The organism is Haloferula luteola (assembly GCF_014201715.1).
Classification (GTDB): Bacteria; Verrucomicrobiota; Verrucomicrobiia; order Verrucomicrobiales; family Akkermansiaceae; genus Haloferula; species Haloferula luteola.
On sequence record NZ_JACHFD010000012.1, the window covers coordinates 154956 to 171824 of the forward strand.

A 16869-nucleotide genomic window follows, 5' to 3' on the forward strand; every position below is an offset into this window, starting at 1 on the left:
ATGAAAAAAAATCTCAATTTTCCTCAGAAAAGGATTGACGATCCCTAGGGGTCGTGTAGTTTTCGGGCGTCGCGACAACGCAAGCGGCCCGATTGAGAACGCCTTTGGTTTTTGGGTTTTTCCAGAGGAGAATCGATCGGGCCGCTTCTTTTTTGCCCTTTTGGGCCTCTTTGGTCAGAGGGGCGCGCGGACGCAGGAAACGAGGTGGGCGAGGAAGTCTAGGGGTTGGGTGAAGGTGCGAGGACTTCAGCGATGCGAGCTGAATCGAAATCAAAAGGGGTCAGTTCCACTCGGACTTGCATGCCTTCCGTGAGGGTGGGGGGATCTGCTGCGAGATCTTTGGAGAGGTGGCCGAGGGATTTCTTACCGTTGGGTAAGGTGACTTCGAACAGGCCTTCTTTCAGGACTTGGGAGATGCGGGCGACCGCCTGGACCGGAGTTTCGTACATGCCGACAGCCATGAAGGAGTTCAGGCGGGTGGACAAGAACCTTAGACAAGCGACCGTGGGCTCGTCGCTCCTCGTGCATTCGTGAACTTGTGGTGACTTGACCTCAGCACCACTTGAACGGAAACTGGCCCAGCTTTGACGGAAAACCTCTCCCTCCCCGAACGATCCATGAAACGACTTTCACTCCTTTCCGCTGTCGCGCTTGCGGCGGTTCTTGCGCCTTCATGCGTGCCCTACGTGGAGGAGCCGCCTGTGCCGCCTCAGGACGTGGGTCGCAATGTGCCGCCTGCGGGTGGTGTTCAGAAGACGGAGGCGGAGCGTCAGCGTGAACTTCAGGCGGAGCGTGAGCGAGACCTCCGTGAGGCCAACGGCGGTGGGAGCCAAGCGACCGAGCCGGATCGCGAAGTGATCCCTGACCGGACGCCGGATCCGGAACCGGCAACCCCGGAACCGCGCAATCGAGCCCGGGTGGCGCGTGCCGTGCCGGGTAAGCCGGGATTTGTGTTCAGTCCTTACAACAACAAGATCATCGACGTGAAGGGGATCCCTAGCGGGACCTTGGTTCAGGACCCCACTTATCCGGCCTCGGACAAGAAGTATTTCCGAGTTCCCTGAGCCCTGAGAATTTTCTGCTTTGAAGTGTTGCAGGCCGGGCATGAAGTCCGGCCTGTTGCATGTCTGGGAAGAGAGTGAATTGGATGGAAAGAATTGCGGTGATCGGAGGAGGCCTGCTGGGCGGGTCCCTTGCCCTGAGATTGGCGGGTGAAAAAGACGTTCGCCTTTGGGCGAGAAGAGAAGCATCGGTCGCGTTGGCTCAGGAGCTGGGCGTGGAGCAGGCCAGTACCGACTTGGCGGCCACGCTCGCCGGGGTCGAGTTGGTGGTGCTGAGTGTTCCGGTGGGAGTGATGCCGGGATTGGTGGATCGCATGTTGGAGGCAGGCTTGCCGGAAGATTGTTTGGTGACGGATGTTGGAAGTGTGAAGGCGGTGGTGCACCGGGAGGTGGCTCCACGGCTTCGTGAGCGAGGGCGGGTATTTGTGGGCAGTCATCCGATGGCAGGAGGCGAAAAACAGGGAATGGAGGCGGCCCGGAGGGATTTGTTTGAGGGGGCGATGTGTTTTTTGACGGGCCGCGAGGGAGCTCAGACGGGGGAGGGAGAGTGTCTTGAGACCTTTTGGCGGGAGTTGGGATGCCGGACGGAGTGGATCGATCCCCTGGCGCACGATCGAGTGGTGGCGCGGATCAGTCATTTGCCCCATGTGATGGCGGCAGTGACGGCGCGCGCGGCCTTGGCCAATCCTGAGGATGCTCGCTACGGGGGCGGTGGTCTGCGTGACACCACTCGAGTGGCGGGAGGTCACCCGGGGATGTGGGCCGAGATTTTGTTGGAGAACCGCGAGGCGGTGGGACGTTCACTGGTGGAGGCGAGGGATTTCCTCGGTGAAATACTTGCCAGTCTTGAGTCCGGCGACCATGAAGCGGTGCTCCGCTGGCTCACTGAGGCAAGCGAACTCCATGCTTCAGGCCGAGCGGTGATTCAAAATGAGTGCGGTTGATACGATGAGCCATTTCGAGGTGAAGCCGATCAGGACCTTTGACGTCGCCCTAGAGGTGCCGGGGGATAAGAGCATGTCGCACCGGGCTGCGATGATCGCGGGGCTGGCCTCGGGGACGTCAAAGATTACGGGGTTTTTGCCGAGCGAGGACTGTGTGAACACACTTGGCGCCATGCAGGCGTGCGGGGTGGAATGCCAGGTTTTGGAGGAGCTTCCTGAATTCGGTCCCGTCGCGATGGAGATCGAGGGTCGCTCGATGAAGCTATCGCCTTCGCTTCGGCCGATCGATTGCGGCAATTCAGGAACTGGAATGCGACTGCTGGCGGGCTTGTTCGCGGGGCAGGATTTCTCCACCGAATTGTTTGGGGACGCATCGCTGTCTGGGCGACCCATGGGGCGCATCATTCGCCCTCTCGGAGAGATGGGAGCACGGATTGAGGCTCTTGGGGCGAAAGAAGGTTGCGCGCCGCTCAAGATCTCACCGGGAGAGTTGGAGCCGATTTCCTATGTTTTGCCGATGGCCAGCGCTCAGGTGAAGAGTGCGGTTTTGCTGGCGGGTCTTTTTTGTCAGGGGGTTACCGAGGTGGTTCAGCCCGCGCTGACGCGAGATCACACCGAACGCATGTTTGAGGCGTTTGGGGTGAAGGTCGGAACGGACGAAACGGGTTTGAGAATCACCCTTGAAGGAGGGCAGGTGCCGAAGGCGCGTGAGTTTCATGTGCCGGGGGATATTTCGAGTGCGGCTTTTTGGGTGGTTGCTGCTGCTGCGCGCCCGGGAGCGAAGTTGGTGATTCGTCGGGTGGGACTCAATCCGACTCGCACGGCGATCCTGGATGCGATTGAGCGGATGGGAGCGACGGTGATCCGCCGTCCCGCGGCGGATATCCAAGGGGAGCCCTATGGTGAGATTGAGGTTCATGGAGCCCATCTGAAGGGCACGGATTTGTTGCCAGAGGAAATCCCGAATCTCATTGATGAAATTCCGGTCTTGGCGGTCGCTGCTGCCTTGGCAGAGGGAACCACTCGAATTCGCCATGCGCGTGAACTGCGGGTCAAAGAGACCGATCGGGTGGCGACTACGGTCACCAATCTCCGGGCGATGGGTGCTCAGGTCGAAGAGTTCGATGATGGGATGGAAATCGTCGGAGGTCGGCCGTTGAAGGGCGCGGAAATGGATAGTTTTGGAGATCATCGGATCGCCATGGCATTCGCGATTGCTGGGTTGTTTGCCGATGGGCCCAGCCGGATTCTCAACACGGAGTGCGTGCGCACCTCCTATCCTGGTTTTGATCATCATCTGGCTGCGGTGTGCCGGGAAGCCACCGAGGAAACCGATTATCAACTTCCGACTCGAGCCCCGCAGGCATGAAGGTAGGTCATTTTGCGATTGCGATTGATGGTCCGGCAGCGTCCGGAAAGAGCACCTTGGCTCGAGAGTTGGCGCAGCGCCTGGGTTTGGTGATGGTGAACTCCGGGGCGATGTATCGAGCGGTGACGTGGCAGGTGATGCAGGCCGGAGTGGACCCAGAGAATCCAGCCGCGGTGGCGGAGGCCTTGGAGCACATGGTCTTGGACTGCGGGGTCGATGGGCTGGATTCTACGCTGACGATCAATGGTGTGGATCCGGGTGAGGCTCTGCGGAGTTCCGAGGTGAATGCCCATGTTTCGCAGGTGTCGGCGGTGCCGGAAGTGCGTCGAAAGCTCGTGGAGCTCCAGAGGAGCTATCTGGATCACTCCGATGTGGTGATGGAAGGTAGAGACATCGGAACGGCGGTGTTTCCGGAGACGCCTTATAAGATTTACGTCGATGCCGATCCTGCCGTGCGGCAGGAGCGGCGCTGTGCCGCGGGTGAGGTGGATTCGGTGAGCGACCGCGACCGCCGCGACAGTCAGCGCCAGACGGATCCTTTGCGCGTGGCGGATGGAGCTCGGGTCCTCGACAACTCGGGCCACACGGTGGAATCGGCCGTCGAAGAAGCCTTGGTCATTCTGCGAGAGCAAGGATTGGAAATTCCCCTATTGGAGCCATGATGCGTTGGATTTATTGGTCGGGTTGGTTGTTGTTCCGGAGTGCATTTCAGACCTTTTTCCGGCTGCGCCTTCGGAATGGCGACAAGTTGTTGATGGAAGGTCCCGTCTTGGTGGTGTCCAATCACGAGAGCTTTTTGGATCCGCCTTTGATTGGGGGATTGTACCACGATGAGATGGTCTTTCTGGCTCGCAAGACCCTCTTCAAGGGTTTTTTCAAATGGCTGTATAGCCAGTGGAATGCTGTGCCGGTGGACCAGGAAAAGCCGGATATGAGCAGTCTGAAGACGATCATCCGCGAACTGAAGTCGGGTCGTCGGGTGTTGGTTTTTCCCGAAGGGGCGAGGACCTTGGATGGTGCCCTTGGGGAAGCTCAACCAGGGGTGGGATTGATCGCGGCGAAAGCTGGCGTGCCGATTCAGCCGATCCGCATTCGGGGAGCCCGTGAAGCTTTGCCGCGGGGAAGTGGTCGCATTCGGTTGGCGACCATCGAGGTGACGATCGGGGATCCGATCGATCTCGCTGCCGAGGGCTTGGCGGGATCGAAGGACAAAGAAGCCTATCAGCGAATCGCCGACCGATTGATGGCGGCGATTGCTGAGCTGTGATCGCTTCTCACTCGATTTCCAGGCTGACCGGGCAGTGATCGGATCCTGTGATATCGGCGAGGATGCCGGCGCTTTTGAGGCGAGGGAGGAGCGTGGGGGAGACGCCAAAGTAGTCGATTCTCCATCCCACGTTGCGGGCGCGAGCCCCGCCGCGGAAGCTCCACCATGTGTAGGCTTCCGTTTGATCGGGGAAGAAATGGCGGAAGGTGTCGATGTAGCCGGCTTTTAGCAGTTGGCTGAACCCGTCGCGTTCCTGATCGGAGAATCCGGCGCTGAATCGGTTGGCCTTGGGGCGCGCGAGGTCGATTTCCTGGTGGGCGACATTCAGATCGCCGCAGAAGACCACGGGTTTTCCGGTGGCTTCGAGGGCGAGAAGGTGATCGCGAAATGCAACATCCCAGAGCATGCGGTAGGGGAGTCGCTTCAGCTCGTTCTGAGCATTGGGGGTGTAGACATTGACCAGATGGAAATCCGGGAATTCGAGGGTCAGGACGCGGCCTTCCTGGTCGTGTTCCTCCATGCCGATGCCATGGCGAACCGAGAGGGGGGCGAGACGCGAGAAGACGGCCACACCGGAGTAGCCGGGTTTCACGGCGGAGTTCCAGTGGGCGTGGTAGCCGGCGAATTCGAGGGGAAGCTCAACCTGTTCGGCACGAGCTTTGGTCTCCTGGAGGCAGAGGATATCAGGCTGTTCGGAGGTGAGGAGATCGGGCAGGCCCTTGTTGAGGCAGGCGCGGATGCCGTTGACGTTCCAGGAAAGAAGTTTCATGCGGAATGGAGAGTCCTTGGGTGGAAAAGAAAAAGACCGCGGCCGGGATGGCGCGCGGTCTTTTTGAAAGGTTTGTCCCTTGGGATCAACGCTTGGAGAACTGGAAGCGCTTACGGGCACCTGGGCGACCGGCTTTCTTCCGCTCTTTCATGCGGGGATCGCGGCGCAGGAAACCGTGAGGCTTGAGTTCCTTGCGGAGCTCGCCATCGGAGATCGTGAGAGCGCGGGCGATGCCAAGGCGAATCGCGGAAGCCTGAGCATTGGTGCCGCCTCCCTTCACCACGACGTTGAGGTCGAAGCGGTTGACGGAGTTGACGGTCTGCAGCGGAGCCAGAACGGTGTTCTGAAGTTGCAGGGTCGGGAGGTATTCTTCGAAGGGGCGACCATTGATGGTGATGGTGCCGGAGCCTTCGGTGAGGCGGACGCGGGCAACGGCGGTCTTGCGACGGCCGGTGGCGGCGAGAACGGGAGTGGCTGCTGCTGCGCTCATGATCAAATCAGGGAGTCGTGGGTGGGGCTCAGGCGACTTCGTAGGTCTCCGGCTGCTGGGCTTCGTGCGGGTGAGTGTCACCGGCATAAACCTTGAGCTTGCCATACTGGGCGCGACCGAGCGGGCCCTTGGGAAGCATGCCCCAGACGGCGCGTTCGACGAGAAGCACCGGGCGGCGCTTGCGGACCATGCGGGGAGTTTCCACCTTCTGGCCGCCGACGTAACCGGTGAAGCGGGTGTAAATTTTTTCGCGCTCCTTGTTGCCGGTCAGGCGCACCTTGTCGGCATTGATCACGATCACGAAGTCACCCGTGTCGATGTGCGGGGTGAAAATGGCCTTGTGCTTGCCGCGCAGGAGGCGGGCCGCCTCGACGGCGACTTGGCCGAGGACTTTGTTTTCGGCGTCGATCACATACCACTTGCGTTCGACGTCGGTTGGTTTGGCGGAAAAGGTCTTCATGTCGTTGGCGTTGATTTCCACGGGTCGGTCCGGGCTGCGCGAGCACCTGGGCGCGGAAGGGCGGGCAAGCTATGGAGCACCCCGGAGGGTGTCAATCGGAAATCCGGGACGGGAGGCGGGAATTTTCAGGTTTTTGGGGGATTTGCCTGCTGGAGCCAGCTTTGGATGTCGGACTCAAGGGCCATGCGGCCATGGTGAATGGGTCGAGCCTGCCCGGTGATTTGCAGGCTGAGGTCGGGATGGATGGCTTCCAAGACGCCGCAGGCGAGGGGCGGACGATTAAGGGGAGGACTCGGCAGATCCTGCCAAACGCGGACAGATTCTCCGATTCCGCAGGCGTGGGCTCGATAGCGATCGAGTAGGAAGCCACCACCCTCGGAGGCCAGCCGGTCGAAGGTTCGGAGAAGCCGCCGCAGGAGCTCTAGAGCCACCTGGGACAAGGGCGGTGCAGGGGTCCAATCGCCGAGGCAGGTGGTGCCGGGAACGAAAACATCAGCGTCGATCTCGGGAGCCACCTGAAGATTGAGGCCGATGCCCAAGAGGCAATCGTGGAAGGTCGACCCTCGAATGGAGCTGGAGGCAAGAACTCCTCCGATTTTGCGGCCTCTGAGGGTGATGTCGTTGACCCATTTGATCCCGGGCTTGACGGAAGAAGGGAGGATCTCCTGCAACCAATCGGCGACAACGACGGCGGGAAGCATGGAGAGTCCGGCACCGGTGGTGGCGATGGGAAGAGGCCGCCGGATCAGCACGCTGAGATGAAGATTTCCGCGGAGCGCGGCCCAGCGACGGTCGTGATGGCCGCGAAAGCCGCTTCCTTCCTCGGTGAGCACGACGGTTGTGTCCGGAAGTACGCCGCCGTCGGCGAGAGTTTGGCGCAGGGCGTCATACATCGAGTGGGGGGCCTGTGATCGGTGAATGAACCATCCGTCTGGCGGTAGGTCGATGGACGATTCTCTGGCCGTAAAGGTGCGGCGAGGGAGGAGAAGGGGCAGAGAGGGGTGATGGGGAAGTGGCTGTGAGGAATCGCTCCCACTCTCGCCGCCAAATATCGCGAGAAAGTCGTCGGGGGCATCCGTGAGCCATTGCATGGGGCGAACATGACGAATCTTGGAAACTGGAACAGGGGGAAGTCGCTGCGCAAAAATGAATCAATACTGCGCAAGGGCGGGGTTGTCGTGCTTTGGGGTCAGGGTGTTGTCTGATGGGGCATGGTGGGTTTTCTAAAGTTTGAGGGATCGCATGGAGTCGCCGGAGGGATGATCCGATCGATTCGGAAACGGATGACGGGGTGGAGACGATTCCCTGGAGGCTGGCTAGGAATTGTGGGAGGGGTGTTCCTTTTGGGCGGTGGGATTCAAGCGGCGACGGAGTCGACAACTGACCGGGATTTTGATGGCTACGGCGATGGGGTGGAGTTGGCGGCGGGAACCCGTCCTGACGATGCGAAGAGTCATCCGTTGGCCGATACGGCCAATCCGCGCTCACTGCCCGAGCGGGTCGACGCTCCCGTGGTGGGAGGGTTCACCCTGGTGGCAGGCGGGAGAGCGGTTCCTTTGGTGTGGGATCCTCAAGACGCCACGGTGGTGGGGAAAGCAGTGAATTTGTTGGCGGGGGATCTGGAGGCCGTGACCGGGGTGCGACCCGAGGTGACGACGGGCGAGGAGCCTTTGGAGGGCCCAATCGTGCTGGTGGGCACCTGGGGACGGAGTGCATGGATCGAATCCTTGGTGGACCGTGGGAAACTCGATGTTGGCTCGATTCAGGGCAATTGGGAGTGCTACCGGATGGTCGTCGTGTCGGATCCGCTTCCTGGGGTGCCGGAAGCATTGGTGATTGTGGGAAGTGATCGCAGAGGGACGGCCTATGGCGTGGGAGCCGTCAGCGAATCGATGGGAGTATCGCCATGGACTTGGTGGGCCGACGTGCCGCCTCCTTCGTTGAAGGCCGTGCATCTGGCAGGTCTGCCGCTGGATTCCTCTCCGCCGAGCGTGAGATTTCGTGGGATCTTCATCAACGATGAGGATTGGGGTCTGCAGGAGTGGGCAGAGAAGAATTACGAGTCCGGTCCGGGAGAGGCGAAAGATCTGGGACCCAAGAGTTACGCCAAGATTTTCGAGCTACTGCTGCGCTTGCGAGCCAATCTCTGCTGGCCGGGCATGCATCCCAGCACCAAAGCCTTCCATTTTTATCCGGAGAACAAGCAGGTGGCGGATGACTACGCGATTGTCATGGGGAGTTCGCATGCGGAGCCCATGTTGCGCAACAATGTGGATGAGTGGGAGCGCTTCGTGACGGAAGAAGGCGCCTCGGACGATTGGAGCTATGCCAACAATGCCGAGACGATTGATCGGTATTGGGATCGACGCGCAGAAGAAGCTGGGCCCTTTGAAAATGTCTACACCGTGGGGAAGCGGGGTATCCATGATTCGGGGATGGTCGAGGGATCGACGATCGCTGAGAAAGCCGAGTGGTTGAATACCATTTTCTCTGCTCAAAGGGGAATTCTGGAGACCCGTGTGAACGCGAATGTGGCTCAGGTGCCGCAGATATTTGTTCCCTACAAAGAGGTCTTAAGCATCTACGACAGCGGTGAAGTCGAGGTTCCGGATGACGTGACCCTGGTGTGGCCGGACGACAATCACGGCTATATCCGCAGGCTCTCGAGCGAGGCCGAGCAGCTGAGGAGTGGAGGTTCAGGGGTCTATTATCATCTGTCCTATTGGGGCGCTCCCCAGGACTATCTGTGGTTGTCGACGATTCCCCCGTCCTTGATTTGGGAGGAAATGACCAAGGCGTTTGAGAACGACGCGCGACGGCTGTGGGTTTTCAATGTTGGCGATATCAAACCGGCCGAAATTTCGATGGAGTTCTCATTGCGGTTGGCGTGGCGGGTGACGTCGTATGGTCCGGATGCGCAACGAGCATGGTTGCGGGAATGGGCGGCACGGGAATTTGAGCCCTCGCGGGCGGGAGCGATAGCCTCGCTGATGAACGACTATTTTCATCTTCATCATCTGCGCAAACCCGAACACATGGACTGGAGAGATCGCGATCCGGGGAGTTCGGCGCCTGCCGAAGGCAATGCGTACTCGTTGTTCAGCCAAGTCCATGAAGGGGATGAGTGGGGGCGGCGACAGGCAGCTTTTTCAGAGATGAAGGAGCGTCAGCAAGCGATCGAGCAAACTTTGCCCCGTGAGCTCCGCGACGCCTATGCTGAGTTGGTCGGCTACCCGGTCCGAGCCTCGGAGGCGATGGCACGGAAGTTTTTCCATGCTGCGCGGGCGTATCGGGCAATTTCACAAAAACGGCCAACCGTGGCGGACCATGGAGCGGCTTCCGCTGCGGCCTGGGATGATATTGCCGCGGAAACGACGGTCTACAACACGCAGGTGGCGGGAGGAAAATGGAACGAAATGATGGATTCCCAACCGCGCGGACTAGAGGTGTTCCGGATGCCTGCTCTGCCCCAAGATCCCGGACCGCAGGAACGGGGCTTGGGCGTGGCGGTGGAAGGGCGCCTGAAGCCAGTCTTTACCCGCATGGGAGAGGGGGATGTCTCAGGGGTAGAGCTGCATGCGGTGGACGATGCGGATGCCATCGTTGCGCCCATGCAGGAGGCCCACCTCGATGGGCGGCGTTGCTTGTGGACTGCGGGGGCAGATGGCGTTGCCAGTGCGGGCGCGGGAGGCCGTGCGAGCTACTCTTTTCAGATCATGGAGGCGGGGCGGTATGCGATCCGCTTCGAAGTGAGGACGCCGACGCCTAACGATGATTCTTGGTTTCTTTCCCTCGATGGGTCCGTTCCTGAGGTGTGGAACAATCTGGGAGTGGGAGATCCTGTGGGTTGGCGATGGCAGACATGGAAAACCGTGGAATTGACTGCGGGTTCGCATGCTCTTGTGGTGCATCAGCGAGAGGATGGAGCGGCATTTTCTTCGATTCAGGTTTCGAATGCTTCGACGGTTCAGGAACTTGGAGAAGACCGCAGGTTTGCCGAGTTTCGATTGCCGGAGCTCAATCCACTCACCCATCGGAGAATCTTTGTGGATCTGATCAACACGGAATCCACGCCACTGCCGTGGTCGGTGGAGGTGCCGGTACCATGGCTTAAAGTCACCAAGACGGAGGGAGTCTTGGAAACCGAGGAGAGGCTATGGGTTTCTCTTGAGGAGGCGGGGCTCCCAGAGGCTGTGGAGACCTTGAGTTCCGTTCTTCGGGTCCACCAAGGGGACGATGTGATCGAAGTTCCGGTGACCGTTTGGAATCCCCAGCCGCGACCGGAAGTGGATTTTATTGAGGAGAACGGGGCCGTGGTGATGGAGGCAGAGGATGCCACGCGAAAGGTGCCGGGCGCGATTGCCGAGTGGATCGAGGTGCCGGACCTTGGGTCGGGAAAGGGAGCGCTGATCGTGCAGCCGACGGATGCTCCGAGCTTGGAAACCCAGGAGGCGATTCTGAACGATGCGCCCTGTCTCGAATTCGAGTTTGAGCTTCGAACGGCGGGGCAGCATCGAGTTGAGGTGGCTTTTGTCCCGGCACTTTCTCTCAATCGTGACCGGGGGAGGCGATATGCGGTCGCATTCGATGGGGGAAGTCCCACAGTGGTGGCCTTGTCAGGAGAGTCGGGGAGCGGCAATACTTGGTCCCGTTCCGTTCTCCGGTCATCGGTGGTAGGAGCCTCGCTCCACGATCTCGCTGTCGGGCGTCATCGTTTGGAGATTCGCATGGTGGACCCGGGGCTCGTGGTGGATCGGGCCACAATTTTTACGGCACCGGGGCCGACCACCTATGCGGGATTGAGGGAAACATCGATCCAAGGATGGGACGACCTCGTTGTGGAGGCCGGGGAAACCTGGGAGCTTGGGGACGGCGTTCGAAAGTATCGACGTATTTTGAACCGAGGAACTTTGGTGATCCGTGGAGGAGAGACCACGGTGGCTGGGGATGTGATCAATTTCGGGACCTTGCGTGTGATCGGCGAGGTCGCGTTTTCGGTGGGAGGTAATCTGTCGAATTTTGGCCTCTGGGATTCGATGACCTGGGAGGCTCCAGAGGGAGCAGGTCCTCTCGATCTTTCGGACTTTGGCAGATCGTTGGAAAGCAGCCAATGGAGAACCGGCATTCCTTGGTGGGAAAACGGTGCGTTCTATTTGAGTGTCCCGGGATTCGATGGGCATCACTACGGCCTCCAGAAAAGTCCCAGCCTCGCTGCAGGGGATTGGATGGCGACGGGCGACGTCCGTCCCGGGCTTGGATCATGGGATGTGCCGGAGTGGCTGGTATTTGAGTGCCCGAGCGAAGAACCGACGATGTTTTTTCGAGTGGAAGCGGATGGCGCAGCGGCCTCGGCTTTGCGGCGATGATTCAGCTGGAACTGAGGGAAAGTTGATCCCGGTATTGGCTGGGAGTTTGCCCGGAGTGGGAGTGAAACGCGTGGACGAAGGCGGGGTAGCTGGAGAATCCGCAGTCTTTGGCAAGCTGCCGCAGAGAAGGGGGGCAGGCTCGCTGCAGTTGCTTGCAAGCGTGAGAGATGCGGGCTGCCGTGAGAAATTGATGGGGAGATTGCCCCGTGAGGGCCTTGAAGCGCATCTCCAAGGTGCGTCTGGAAACTCCCGCATGACGGGCCACGGCATCCATTTTCGGGCGGTCTTTGAGGTGGCGCAGCATGAAGGCGACCGCGAGTTGGATGATTTCGTCTGGATGGTGGAAAAGATCGGTGCTTTGACGCTCGACAATGCCAAGGGGGGCAATCTGAAGATCGGCGGAGCTGAGATCCTCTCCCTGCATCATGCGATCGATGAGAGCGGCCGCCTCCCAGCCGATTCTGCCGGAATCGCGGCAGACACTGGTGAGAGTGGGAGTGCTGTGCTCGCAGGCGAGCAAGTCATTGTCCATGCCGATGATCGCGAGGTCTTTGGGGACTCGAAGCCCTGCAAAGGCGCAGGCTTCCATGACTCGCTGGGCGCGGTAGTCATGCACCGCGAAAATGGCACAGGGAAGAGGAAGAGATTGAAGCCAAGTGGCGAGGGTTTGGAGTTCTTCTATCAGCCGGACTTCCCGAGCACTTTCCGCAGGTTCGAGATGCACATGGAGATCCTCGCTGTGGTGCCCAAGGCGTTCCTGAAATCCTGCGAGTCGTTCCTGCGAGTAGTGAACATCCTCCCACCCGACGTAGCCAAAATGACGAAATCCACGGTCGAGAAGGTGCTCGGCTGCGAGGCGTCCCGCCAAGTGATTGTCCACTCCGACCCGCGGAATCCCGTAGCGCTCTTTCTCCCAGCCGGAGAGGTTGACGACCGGGAATCCGAGTTCCTGAACTAGACGGCGATCTTCATCATTACGAATGGCGGCAATCGCGGCGTCCCCTGGCCAGCCAAGGAGCGAGGGAAGGTTCCGAGGAGATTCGCCAGAGGCCGCGAGGGTGGGGGGGCAGGTGGTAAGATGCCATCCCCCTTTTTGGAGACCATAGCGGCGGACGCCATCCATCACCTCTGCCATCCAGGGGAGAGAGGTGGGATAGACGAGGGCAATGCGAAGCGGGGTGGCCATGGCGGGCGGGGATTTTCTCCCCAGTGACCGCCACGCCAAGTACCGAAATCGGGTGAAGTCCCCAGAAAACCTGCTGGGAGTTAACTCTCTTTGAGCGTCGTCATATCGATGACGAATCGATACTTCACATCACTTTTGAGCATCCGCTCATAGGCATCATTGATCTCATCCATGCGGATCATTTCGATGTCGGCGGTGATGCCATGCTCGCCGCAGAAATCGAGCATCTCTTGCGTTTCGGCGAGTCCACCGATGAGAGATCCGGAGAGGGATTTTCGCCCCATGATGAGACCGAAGGACGCAACGGGTAGGGGCTTTTCCGGGGCGCCTACGAGCGTCAGATTGCCATCGACTTTGAGCATGGCAAGGTAGGCATTGATGTCATGATCAGCAGAAACCGCGTCCAAAATGAAATCGAAGGTGCCCGTGTGTGCCTCCATCTCTTCAGCATGACGGGAAACGACGACTTCGTGCGCCCCGAGGCGCAGGGCATCCTCAATCTTCGCGGGCGACGTGGTGAACACCACAACGTGGGCTCCAAATGCACGGGCAAATTTTACGCCCATGTGGCCCAATCCTCCGAGTCCGACGATGCCGACTTTTTGACCCGGGCCGACCTTCCAGTGGCGGAGCGGAGAGTAAGTCGTGATGCCCGCACACAGCAAGGGTGCGACTCCCGCGAGGTCGAGGTTTTGGGGAATCCGAAGCACGAAGTGTTCGTCGACGACGATGCTTTCAGAGTAGCCTCCGTAGGTAGGGAGATTGAGGTGCTTGTCGTGCGACCCATAGGTCATGACCATCGAAGGAGAGAATTGCTCAAGGCCTGCTTTGCAGTGAGGGCAGGAAAGATCGGCATCGACGAGACAACCCACGCCTGCAAGGTCTCCCGGCTGAAAGCGGGTGACGGCGTCTCCGACCTCCGTCACGCGGCCAACGATTTCATGGCCGGGAACAGCGGGATATTGGGTGAAACCCCATTCATTGCGGGCAAAATGGAGGTCAGAGTGGCAGACGCCGCAGTAAAGGATCTCGATTTTGACATCGCGAGAGGTCGTCTCGCGGCGTGGAATGGTGGAGGAAGCGAGGGCCTCGGCGGCGCCCGTTGTGGCGAAAGCGGTGATGGTAGGCATGGGATGAGGTATGGTTCGAGCAGGTGGCCCTTTCGGAGGGGCCGCGTAACGACCGTCCTGATCGGCCCTCGCGCAAGGGAGGATTTTTCGGGAAAGGGAATTTCCGTAAGGAGGGACGCTTCGAACCCAAGTGGGAAGCTCCACGGAAAAAGTCGTCCAGTTGTCGGTCTGAGCGACAGCATGGTCGACGTCCCGGATCACGGGAGTTCTCGAAGAATGGCCCCATGGGCAAGGGATAGAGGGAGCGGGAGGCCTGAATCGCGATCCAGTTGGGTGACTTGGGGCATGGCCGAGGGCATGGCGGTTCCAGATGGCTTCCCGAGGAGCAACAGTGTCCGTCTCGGAGCGGCTTTCCTCGCGGTCAGAATCGTGGAGAGGTCCTCCTCTTCGTTGCAGTCGCCAGAACTCCTCACCTAGAGAGAAATGGGCGGAAGGAGACCTTTCGTGTGTGATGATTTTTATTGTTAAATTCGCGAAATTGCGAAATGAAGATCTCGGGATGAGCGCTTCCTCAAGAACTCCAAATCGAGTTGTCATCGATCGTCAGGCCGAGATTTTCAAGGCGCTCGGTCACCCGACACGGATGGCCATGATCCATGCTTTGGCAGGTGAGCCGGTATGTGCGTGCGATTTGGCGCGAGCGGCCAGCTGCGGCCTCTCGACAGCTTCAAGGCATCTGACCGTGCTCCGCCATGCGGGTCTCATCGAGGACGAGCGCCGAGGCCAACAGATCTTCTACCGTCTCGTTTTTCCCTGCGTGTTGAGCTTTGCCGAGTGCTTGGAACGTGTTGAAGCCGGCGAGACGGTTCGCTCGCTCCGGGTGGGGTGCTGCGGATGATCCGGAGAAGCACCATGAAAATGGATAGAGCCGCCTGCTTTATTTCATATTTTCGCGAAATTGGAAATTTAATTTCTCCTCCTGCATTCCATGAAATCGTCTTTCCTCTCTTCCGAATGGCGTTGGGCCGCTTGCTTGTGCGGCGTCTTTTTCGCCATTTGGTGGATGCCTCTGGAATCGCCGCGCTTTCATCAGGGGATCGACGAAGCTCTTGCTCTGACCCAATGGTATGCGCGGGAACACGTGGTGCCCTGTTTGCTCCCCGCATTCTTTATTGCCGGGGCGATGGCGGTTTTTGTGAACCGGGGTTCGGTCACGAAATATCTGGGGGCGAGTGCGAACCGGACCACCGCCTACGCGGTGGCCTCAGTCTCGGGAACCTTCCTTGCGGTCTGTTCCTGTACCGTTCTGCCGCTTTTCGCCGGCATTTATCGGATGGGGGCGGGCTTGGGACCAGCGACTGCCTTTCTCTATTCCGGCCCGGCCATCAGTGCATTGGCCATGGTGATGAGTGCCAAGGTGCTAGGGGTCAAAATGGGGCTGGCCCGCGGAATCGGTGCGGTGGTTTTCGCGATGATCATCGGTCTGCTCATGCAGTGGATCTTCCGTCGCAGTGAACGCCTTCGCGGAGGCCAAGTCATGCAAGTGCCGGAATCGGGTTCGAGCCGGCCGTTGTGGCAGGTTGCCTTGTTCTTTACCACGCAGGCGTCGATCCTTGTCTTCACCAATTGGAGTGACTCCGAGCAGCCATTTTTCGCCGCGCTCTTCCAATGGAAGTGGAAAATCGTGACGCTCTCGGCGGTCGGCTTGGCGTGGATGTTGGCGAGCGGGTTCGAGGTTCGTCGTGGCCGCCTCGCAGTGGTTGCCTTAGGGGTGATGGTGGGTGCATGGAGTTCGTCAGGGCAGCCGCTCATCCCCATCGCTCTGGGTTGGGTCGGGCTCGTCTGGATCACTGCCGGTGCGCCGGGGGAAGTGGGAGAATGGTGGCGCCAGACCTGGAATTTCATGAAGCAGGTCATGCCTTTGCTGCTGAGCGGAGTTTTCGTCGCCGGATTGCTGCTAGGGAGGCCGGGACACGAAGGCTGGCTCCCCTCGGCATGGATCCAGGCCACTCTCGGCGGCAATGGACCGATCGCGACCTTCGCGGCCGCGTTGGCGGGTTCGTTGATGTATTTTGCCACCCTGACGGAGATTCCGATCGTCGAAGGTCTTCAGGGAGGCGGCATGGGCCAAGGCCCCGCCCTGGCGCTGTTGCTCGCGGGTCCCGCGCTGAGCCTTCCGAACATGCTCGTCATTCGCACCGTCCTCGGCACAGGCAAGATGCTCACCTACGTCGGGCTGGTGGTCGTGTGCAGCACGGCCGCAGGTCTGCTTGTCGGCCCGCTTCTCACTCACTGAATCCAACGACCGAACACATCATGAAAAAATTGACGATCCTCGGATCCGGCTGTGCTCGATGCCAGCAACTTACCGAGGCCACTCGCGCCGCTGCGGAGGCCTGCGGGATAGCCTACGAGATCGAGAAGGTGACCGACCTACTCGAATTTGCCAACTACGGCGTGATGATCACCCCGGCGCTGGTCATCGATGGTGAACTCAAGGTGTCCGGCAAGGTGCCGACTCTAGCAGAACTGCAAACCCTGATGGGAATGGAGACATCATGAGATGAACTCTTGAGGCAGGGGCACTTCTCTTTTGTGGGTCGCTTCCAAGTTCATGAATGCTCCTCCTTCCATCAGAGAGGGAGCGCTCTGCTGGAGGCAAATTTTCCTTAGGGTGCCCGTGAAATTTGACAGGGGCGTCGGCGAGGATCGGTTCTCCGGGGAGCAAGATCGCAGAGGGCTCATTTCCTTGATTTCTTGGGGAAGAACTTCATTTCAATGAGTTACGACATCTTTCCAGGTTGACCGGATTTTTGATTCGGGGTAAGCGTCTGATAACCAGACAAATCCATGCTTCCCGCGAATCTCCCCCCTACGTTCGCGAGAG

Annotated in this window: 16 protein-coding genes; 9 read left to right on the forward strand and 7 right to left on the reverse strand. The window is 59.5% G+C overall.

The window, feature by feature from the left end; genetic code table 11:
- Window positions 1-218 precede the first annotated feature (218 nt).
- On the reverse strand, window positions 219-485 hold the full coding sequence (locus HNR46_RS12985; RefSeq protein WP_184019480.1) for a S1 domain-containing protein: 267 nt from the start codon (window positions 483-485) through the stop codon (window positions 219-221).
- Between the two features lie 132 nt (window positions 486-617).
- Here HNR46_RS12985 and HNR46_RS12990 point away from each other — a divergent pair, with 132 nt between their 5' ends.
- Genes HNR46_RS12990 through HNR46_RS13010 form a run of 5 tightly spaced genes read left to right on the forward strand, consistent with a single transcriptional unit; the run spans window position 618 to window position 4641 of the window.
- Window positions 618-1064, forward strand: a complete 447-nt coding sequence (locus tag HNR46_RS12990) for a hypothetical protein (protein ID WP_184019481.1) — start codon at window positions 618-620, stop codon at window positions 1062-1064.
- A 59-nt stretch (window positions 1065-1123) separates the two neighbouring features.
- Window positions 1124-2005, forward strand: coding sequence for a prephenate dehydrogenase (locus HNR46_RS12995; RefSeq protein WP_184019483.1), 882 nt, complete (start codon window positions 1124-1126; stop codon window positions 2003-2005).
- Complete coding sequence (aroA, locus tag HNR46_RS13000; protein ID WP_246418076.1) at window positions 1992-3374, forward strand: 3-phosphoshikimate 1-carboxyvinyltransferase; 1383 nt, start codon at window positions 1992-1994, stop codon at window positions 3372-3374. Before HNR46_RS12995 ends, aroA begins: the two co-directional genes overlap by 14 nt.
- The gene (gene cmk, locus HNR46_RS13005) at window positions 3371-4036 is read left to right on the forward strand and encodes a (d)CMP kinase (protein ID WP_184019485.1); all 666 of its coding nucleotides are present in this window, start codon (window positions 3371-3373) and stop codon (window positions 4034-4036) included. Before aroA ends, cmk begins: the two co-directional genes overlap by 4 nt.
- Complete coding sequence (locus HNR46_RS13010; protein ID WP_246418077.1) at window positions 4033-4641, forward strand: lysophospholipid acyltransferase family protein; 609 nt, start codon at window positions 4033-4035, stop codon at window positions 4639-4641. Before cmk ends, HNR46_RS13010 begins: the two co-directional genes overlap by 4 nt.
- A gap of 7 nt (window positions 4642-4648) precedes the next feature.
- Here HNR46_RS13010 and HNR46_RS13015 read toward each other — a convergent pair whose 3' ends face one another.
- From HNR46_RS13015 to HNR46_RS13030, 4 genes are all read right to left on the reverse strand, one after another.
- Window positions 4649-5410 (reverse strand): exodeoxyribonuclease III, encoded by a 762-nt coding sequence (locus tag HNR46_RS13015; RefSeq protein WP_184019487.1) that lies wholly within the window; start codon window positions 5408-5410, stop codon window positions 4649-4651.
- A gap of 85 nt (window positions 5411-5495) precedes the next feature.
- Window positions 5496-5900: a 30S ribosomal protein S9 gene (rpsI, locus tag HNR46_RS13020; RefSeq protein ID WP_184019489.1), complete on the reverse strand. Its 405-nt coding sequence runs from the start codon at window positions 5898-5900 to the stop codon at window positions 5496-5498.
- A gap of 28 nt (window positions 5901-5928) precedes the next feature.
- On the reverse strand, window positions 5929-6360 hold the full coding sequence (gene rplM / locus HNR46_RS13025) for a 50S ribosomal protein L13 (protein ID WP_184019511.1): 432 nt from the start codon (window positions 6358-6360) through the stop codon (window positions 5929-5931).
- A gap of 125 nt (window positions 6361-6485) precedes the next feature.
- Window positions 6486-7451, reverse strand: coding sequence for a biotin--[acetyl-CoA-carboxylase] ligase (locus HNR46_RS13030; protein ID WP_184019491.1), 966 nt, complete (start codon window positions 7449-7451; stop codon window positions 6486-6488).
- A gap of 168 nt (window positions 7452-7619) precedes the next feature.
- Here HNR46_RS13030 and HNR46_RS13035 point away from each other — a divergent pair, with 168 nt between their 5' ends.
- Window positions 7620-11726, forward strand: a complete 4107-nt coding sequence (locus tag HNR46_RS13035) for a glycosyl hydrolase 115 family protein (protein WP_184019493.1) — start codon at window positions 7620-7622, stop codon at window positions 11724-11726.
- Between the two features lies 1 nt (window position 11727).
- Here the strand turns inward: HNR46_RS13035 and HNR46_RS13040 are convergent, their stop codons facing one another.
- Both HNR46_RS13040 and HNR46_RS13045 read right to left on the reverse strand, forming a co-directional pair.
- Entirely contained in the window at window positions 11728-12912 is a 1185-nt protein-coding gene (locus tag HNR46_RS13040; RefSeq protein ID WP_184019495.1) for an AraC family transcriptional regulator, read from the reverse strand.
- A gap of 80 nt (window positions 12913-12992) precedes the next feature.
- Window positions 12993-14042 carry a zinc-binding dehydrogenase gene (locus HNR46_RS13045; protein WP_184019497.1) on the reverse strand — a complete coding sequence of 350 codons (1050 nt, stop codon included), beginning with the start codon at window positions 14040-14042 and terminating at the stop codon, window positions 12993-12995.
- Between the two features lie 499 nt (window positions 14043-14541).
- Here HNR46_RS13045 and HNR46_RS13050 point away from each other — a divergent pair, with 499 nt between their 5' ends.
- From HNR46_RS13050 to HNR46_RS13060, 3 genes are all read left to right on the forward strand, one after another.
- Window positions 14542-14880, forward strand: a complete 339-nt coding sequence (locus HNR46_RS13050; RefSeq protein WP_184019499.1) for an ArsR/SmtB family transcription factor — start codon at window positions 14542-14544, stop codon at window positions 14878-14880.
- 90 nt (window positions 14881-14970) lie between these two features.
- Complete coding sequence (locus tag HNR46_RS13055) at window positions 14971-16278, forward strand: permease (RefSeq protein ID WP_184019501.1); 1308 nt, start codon at window positions 14971-14973, stop codon at window positions 16276-16278.
- Window positions 16279-16298: 20 nt separating this feature from the next.
- A complete protein-coding gene (locus HNR46_RS13060; protein ID WP_184019503.1) occupies window positions 16299-16544 on the forward strand; it encodes a thioredoxin family protein in 246 nt (81 codons plus the stop codon).
- Window positions 16545-16869 lie beyond the last annotated feature (325 nt).

Coding starts and splice junctions, on each gene's coding strand:
- aroA (WP_246418076.1), top strand. CDS start 1,992: ATGAGTGCGGTTGATACGATGAGCCATTTCGAGGTGAAGCCGATCAGG.
- HNR46_RS13015 (WP_184019487.1), bottom strand. CDS start 5,410: ATGAAACTTCTTTCCTGGAACGTCAACGGCATCCGCGCCTGCCTCAAC.
- HNR46_RS13045 (WP_184019497.1), bottom strand. CDS start 14,042: ATGCCTACCATCACCGCTTTCGCCACAACGGGCGCCGCCGAGGCCCTC.
- HNR46_RS13050 (WP_184019499.1), top strand. CDS start 14,542: ATGAGCGCTTCCTCAAGAACTCCAAATCGAGTTGTCATCGATCGTCAG.
- rplM (WP_184019511.1), bottom strand. CDS start 6,360: ATGAAGACCTTTTCCGCCAAACCAACCGACGTCGAACGCAAGTGGTAT.
- HNR46_RS13010 (WP_246418077.1), top strand. CDS start 4,033: ATGATGCGTTGGATTTATTGGTCGGGTTGGTTGTTGTTCCGGAGTGCA.
- HNR46_RS13030 (WP_184019491.1), bottom strand. CDS start 7,451: ATGCAATGGCTCACGGATGCCCCCGACGACTTTCTCGCGATATTTGGC.
- rpsI (WP_184019489.1), bottom strand. CDS start 5,900: ATGAGCGCAGCAGCAGCCACTCCCGTTCTCGCCGCCACCGGCCGTCGC.
- HNR46_RS12995 (WP_184019483.1), top strand. CDS start 1,124: ATGTCTGGGAAGAGAGTGAATTGGATGGAAAGAATTGCGGTGATCGGA.
- HNR46_RS13035 (WP_184019493.1), top strand. CDS start 7,620: ATGATCCGATCGATTCGGAAACGGATGACGGGGTGGAGACGATTCCCT.
- cmk (WP_184019485.1), top strand. CDS start 3,371: ATGAAGGTAGGTCATTTTGCGATTGCGATTGATGGTCCGGCAGCGTCC.
- HNR46_RS13060 (WP_184019503.1), top strand. CDS start 16,299: ATGAAAAAATTGACGATCCTCGGATCCGGCTGTGCTCGATGCCAGCAA.
- HNR46_RS13040 (WP_184019495.1), bottom strand. CDS start 12,912: ATGGCCACCCCGCTTCGCATTGCCCTCGTCTATCCCACCTCTCTCCCC.
- HNR46_RS12990 (WP_184019481.1), top strand. CDS start 618: ATGAAACGACTTTCACTCCTTTCCGCTGTCGCGCTTGCGGCGGTTCTT.
- HNR46_RS13055 (WP_184019501.1), top strand. CDS start 14,971: ATGAAATCGTCTTTCCTCTCTTCCGAATGGCGTTGGGCCGCTTGCTTG.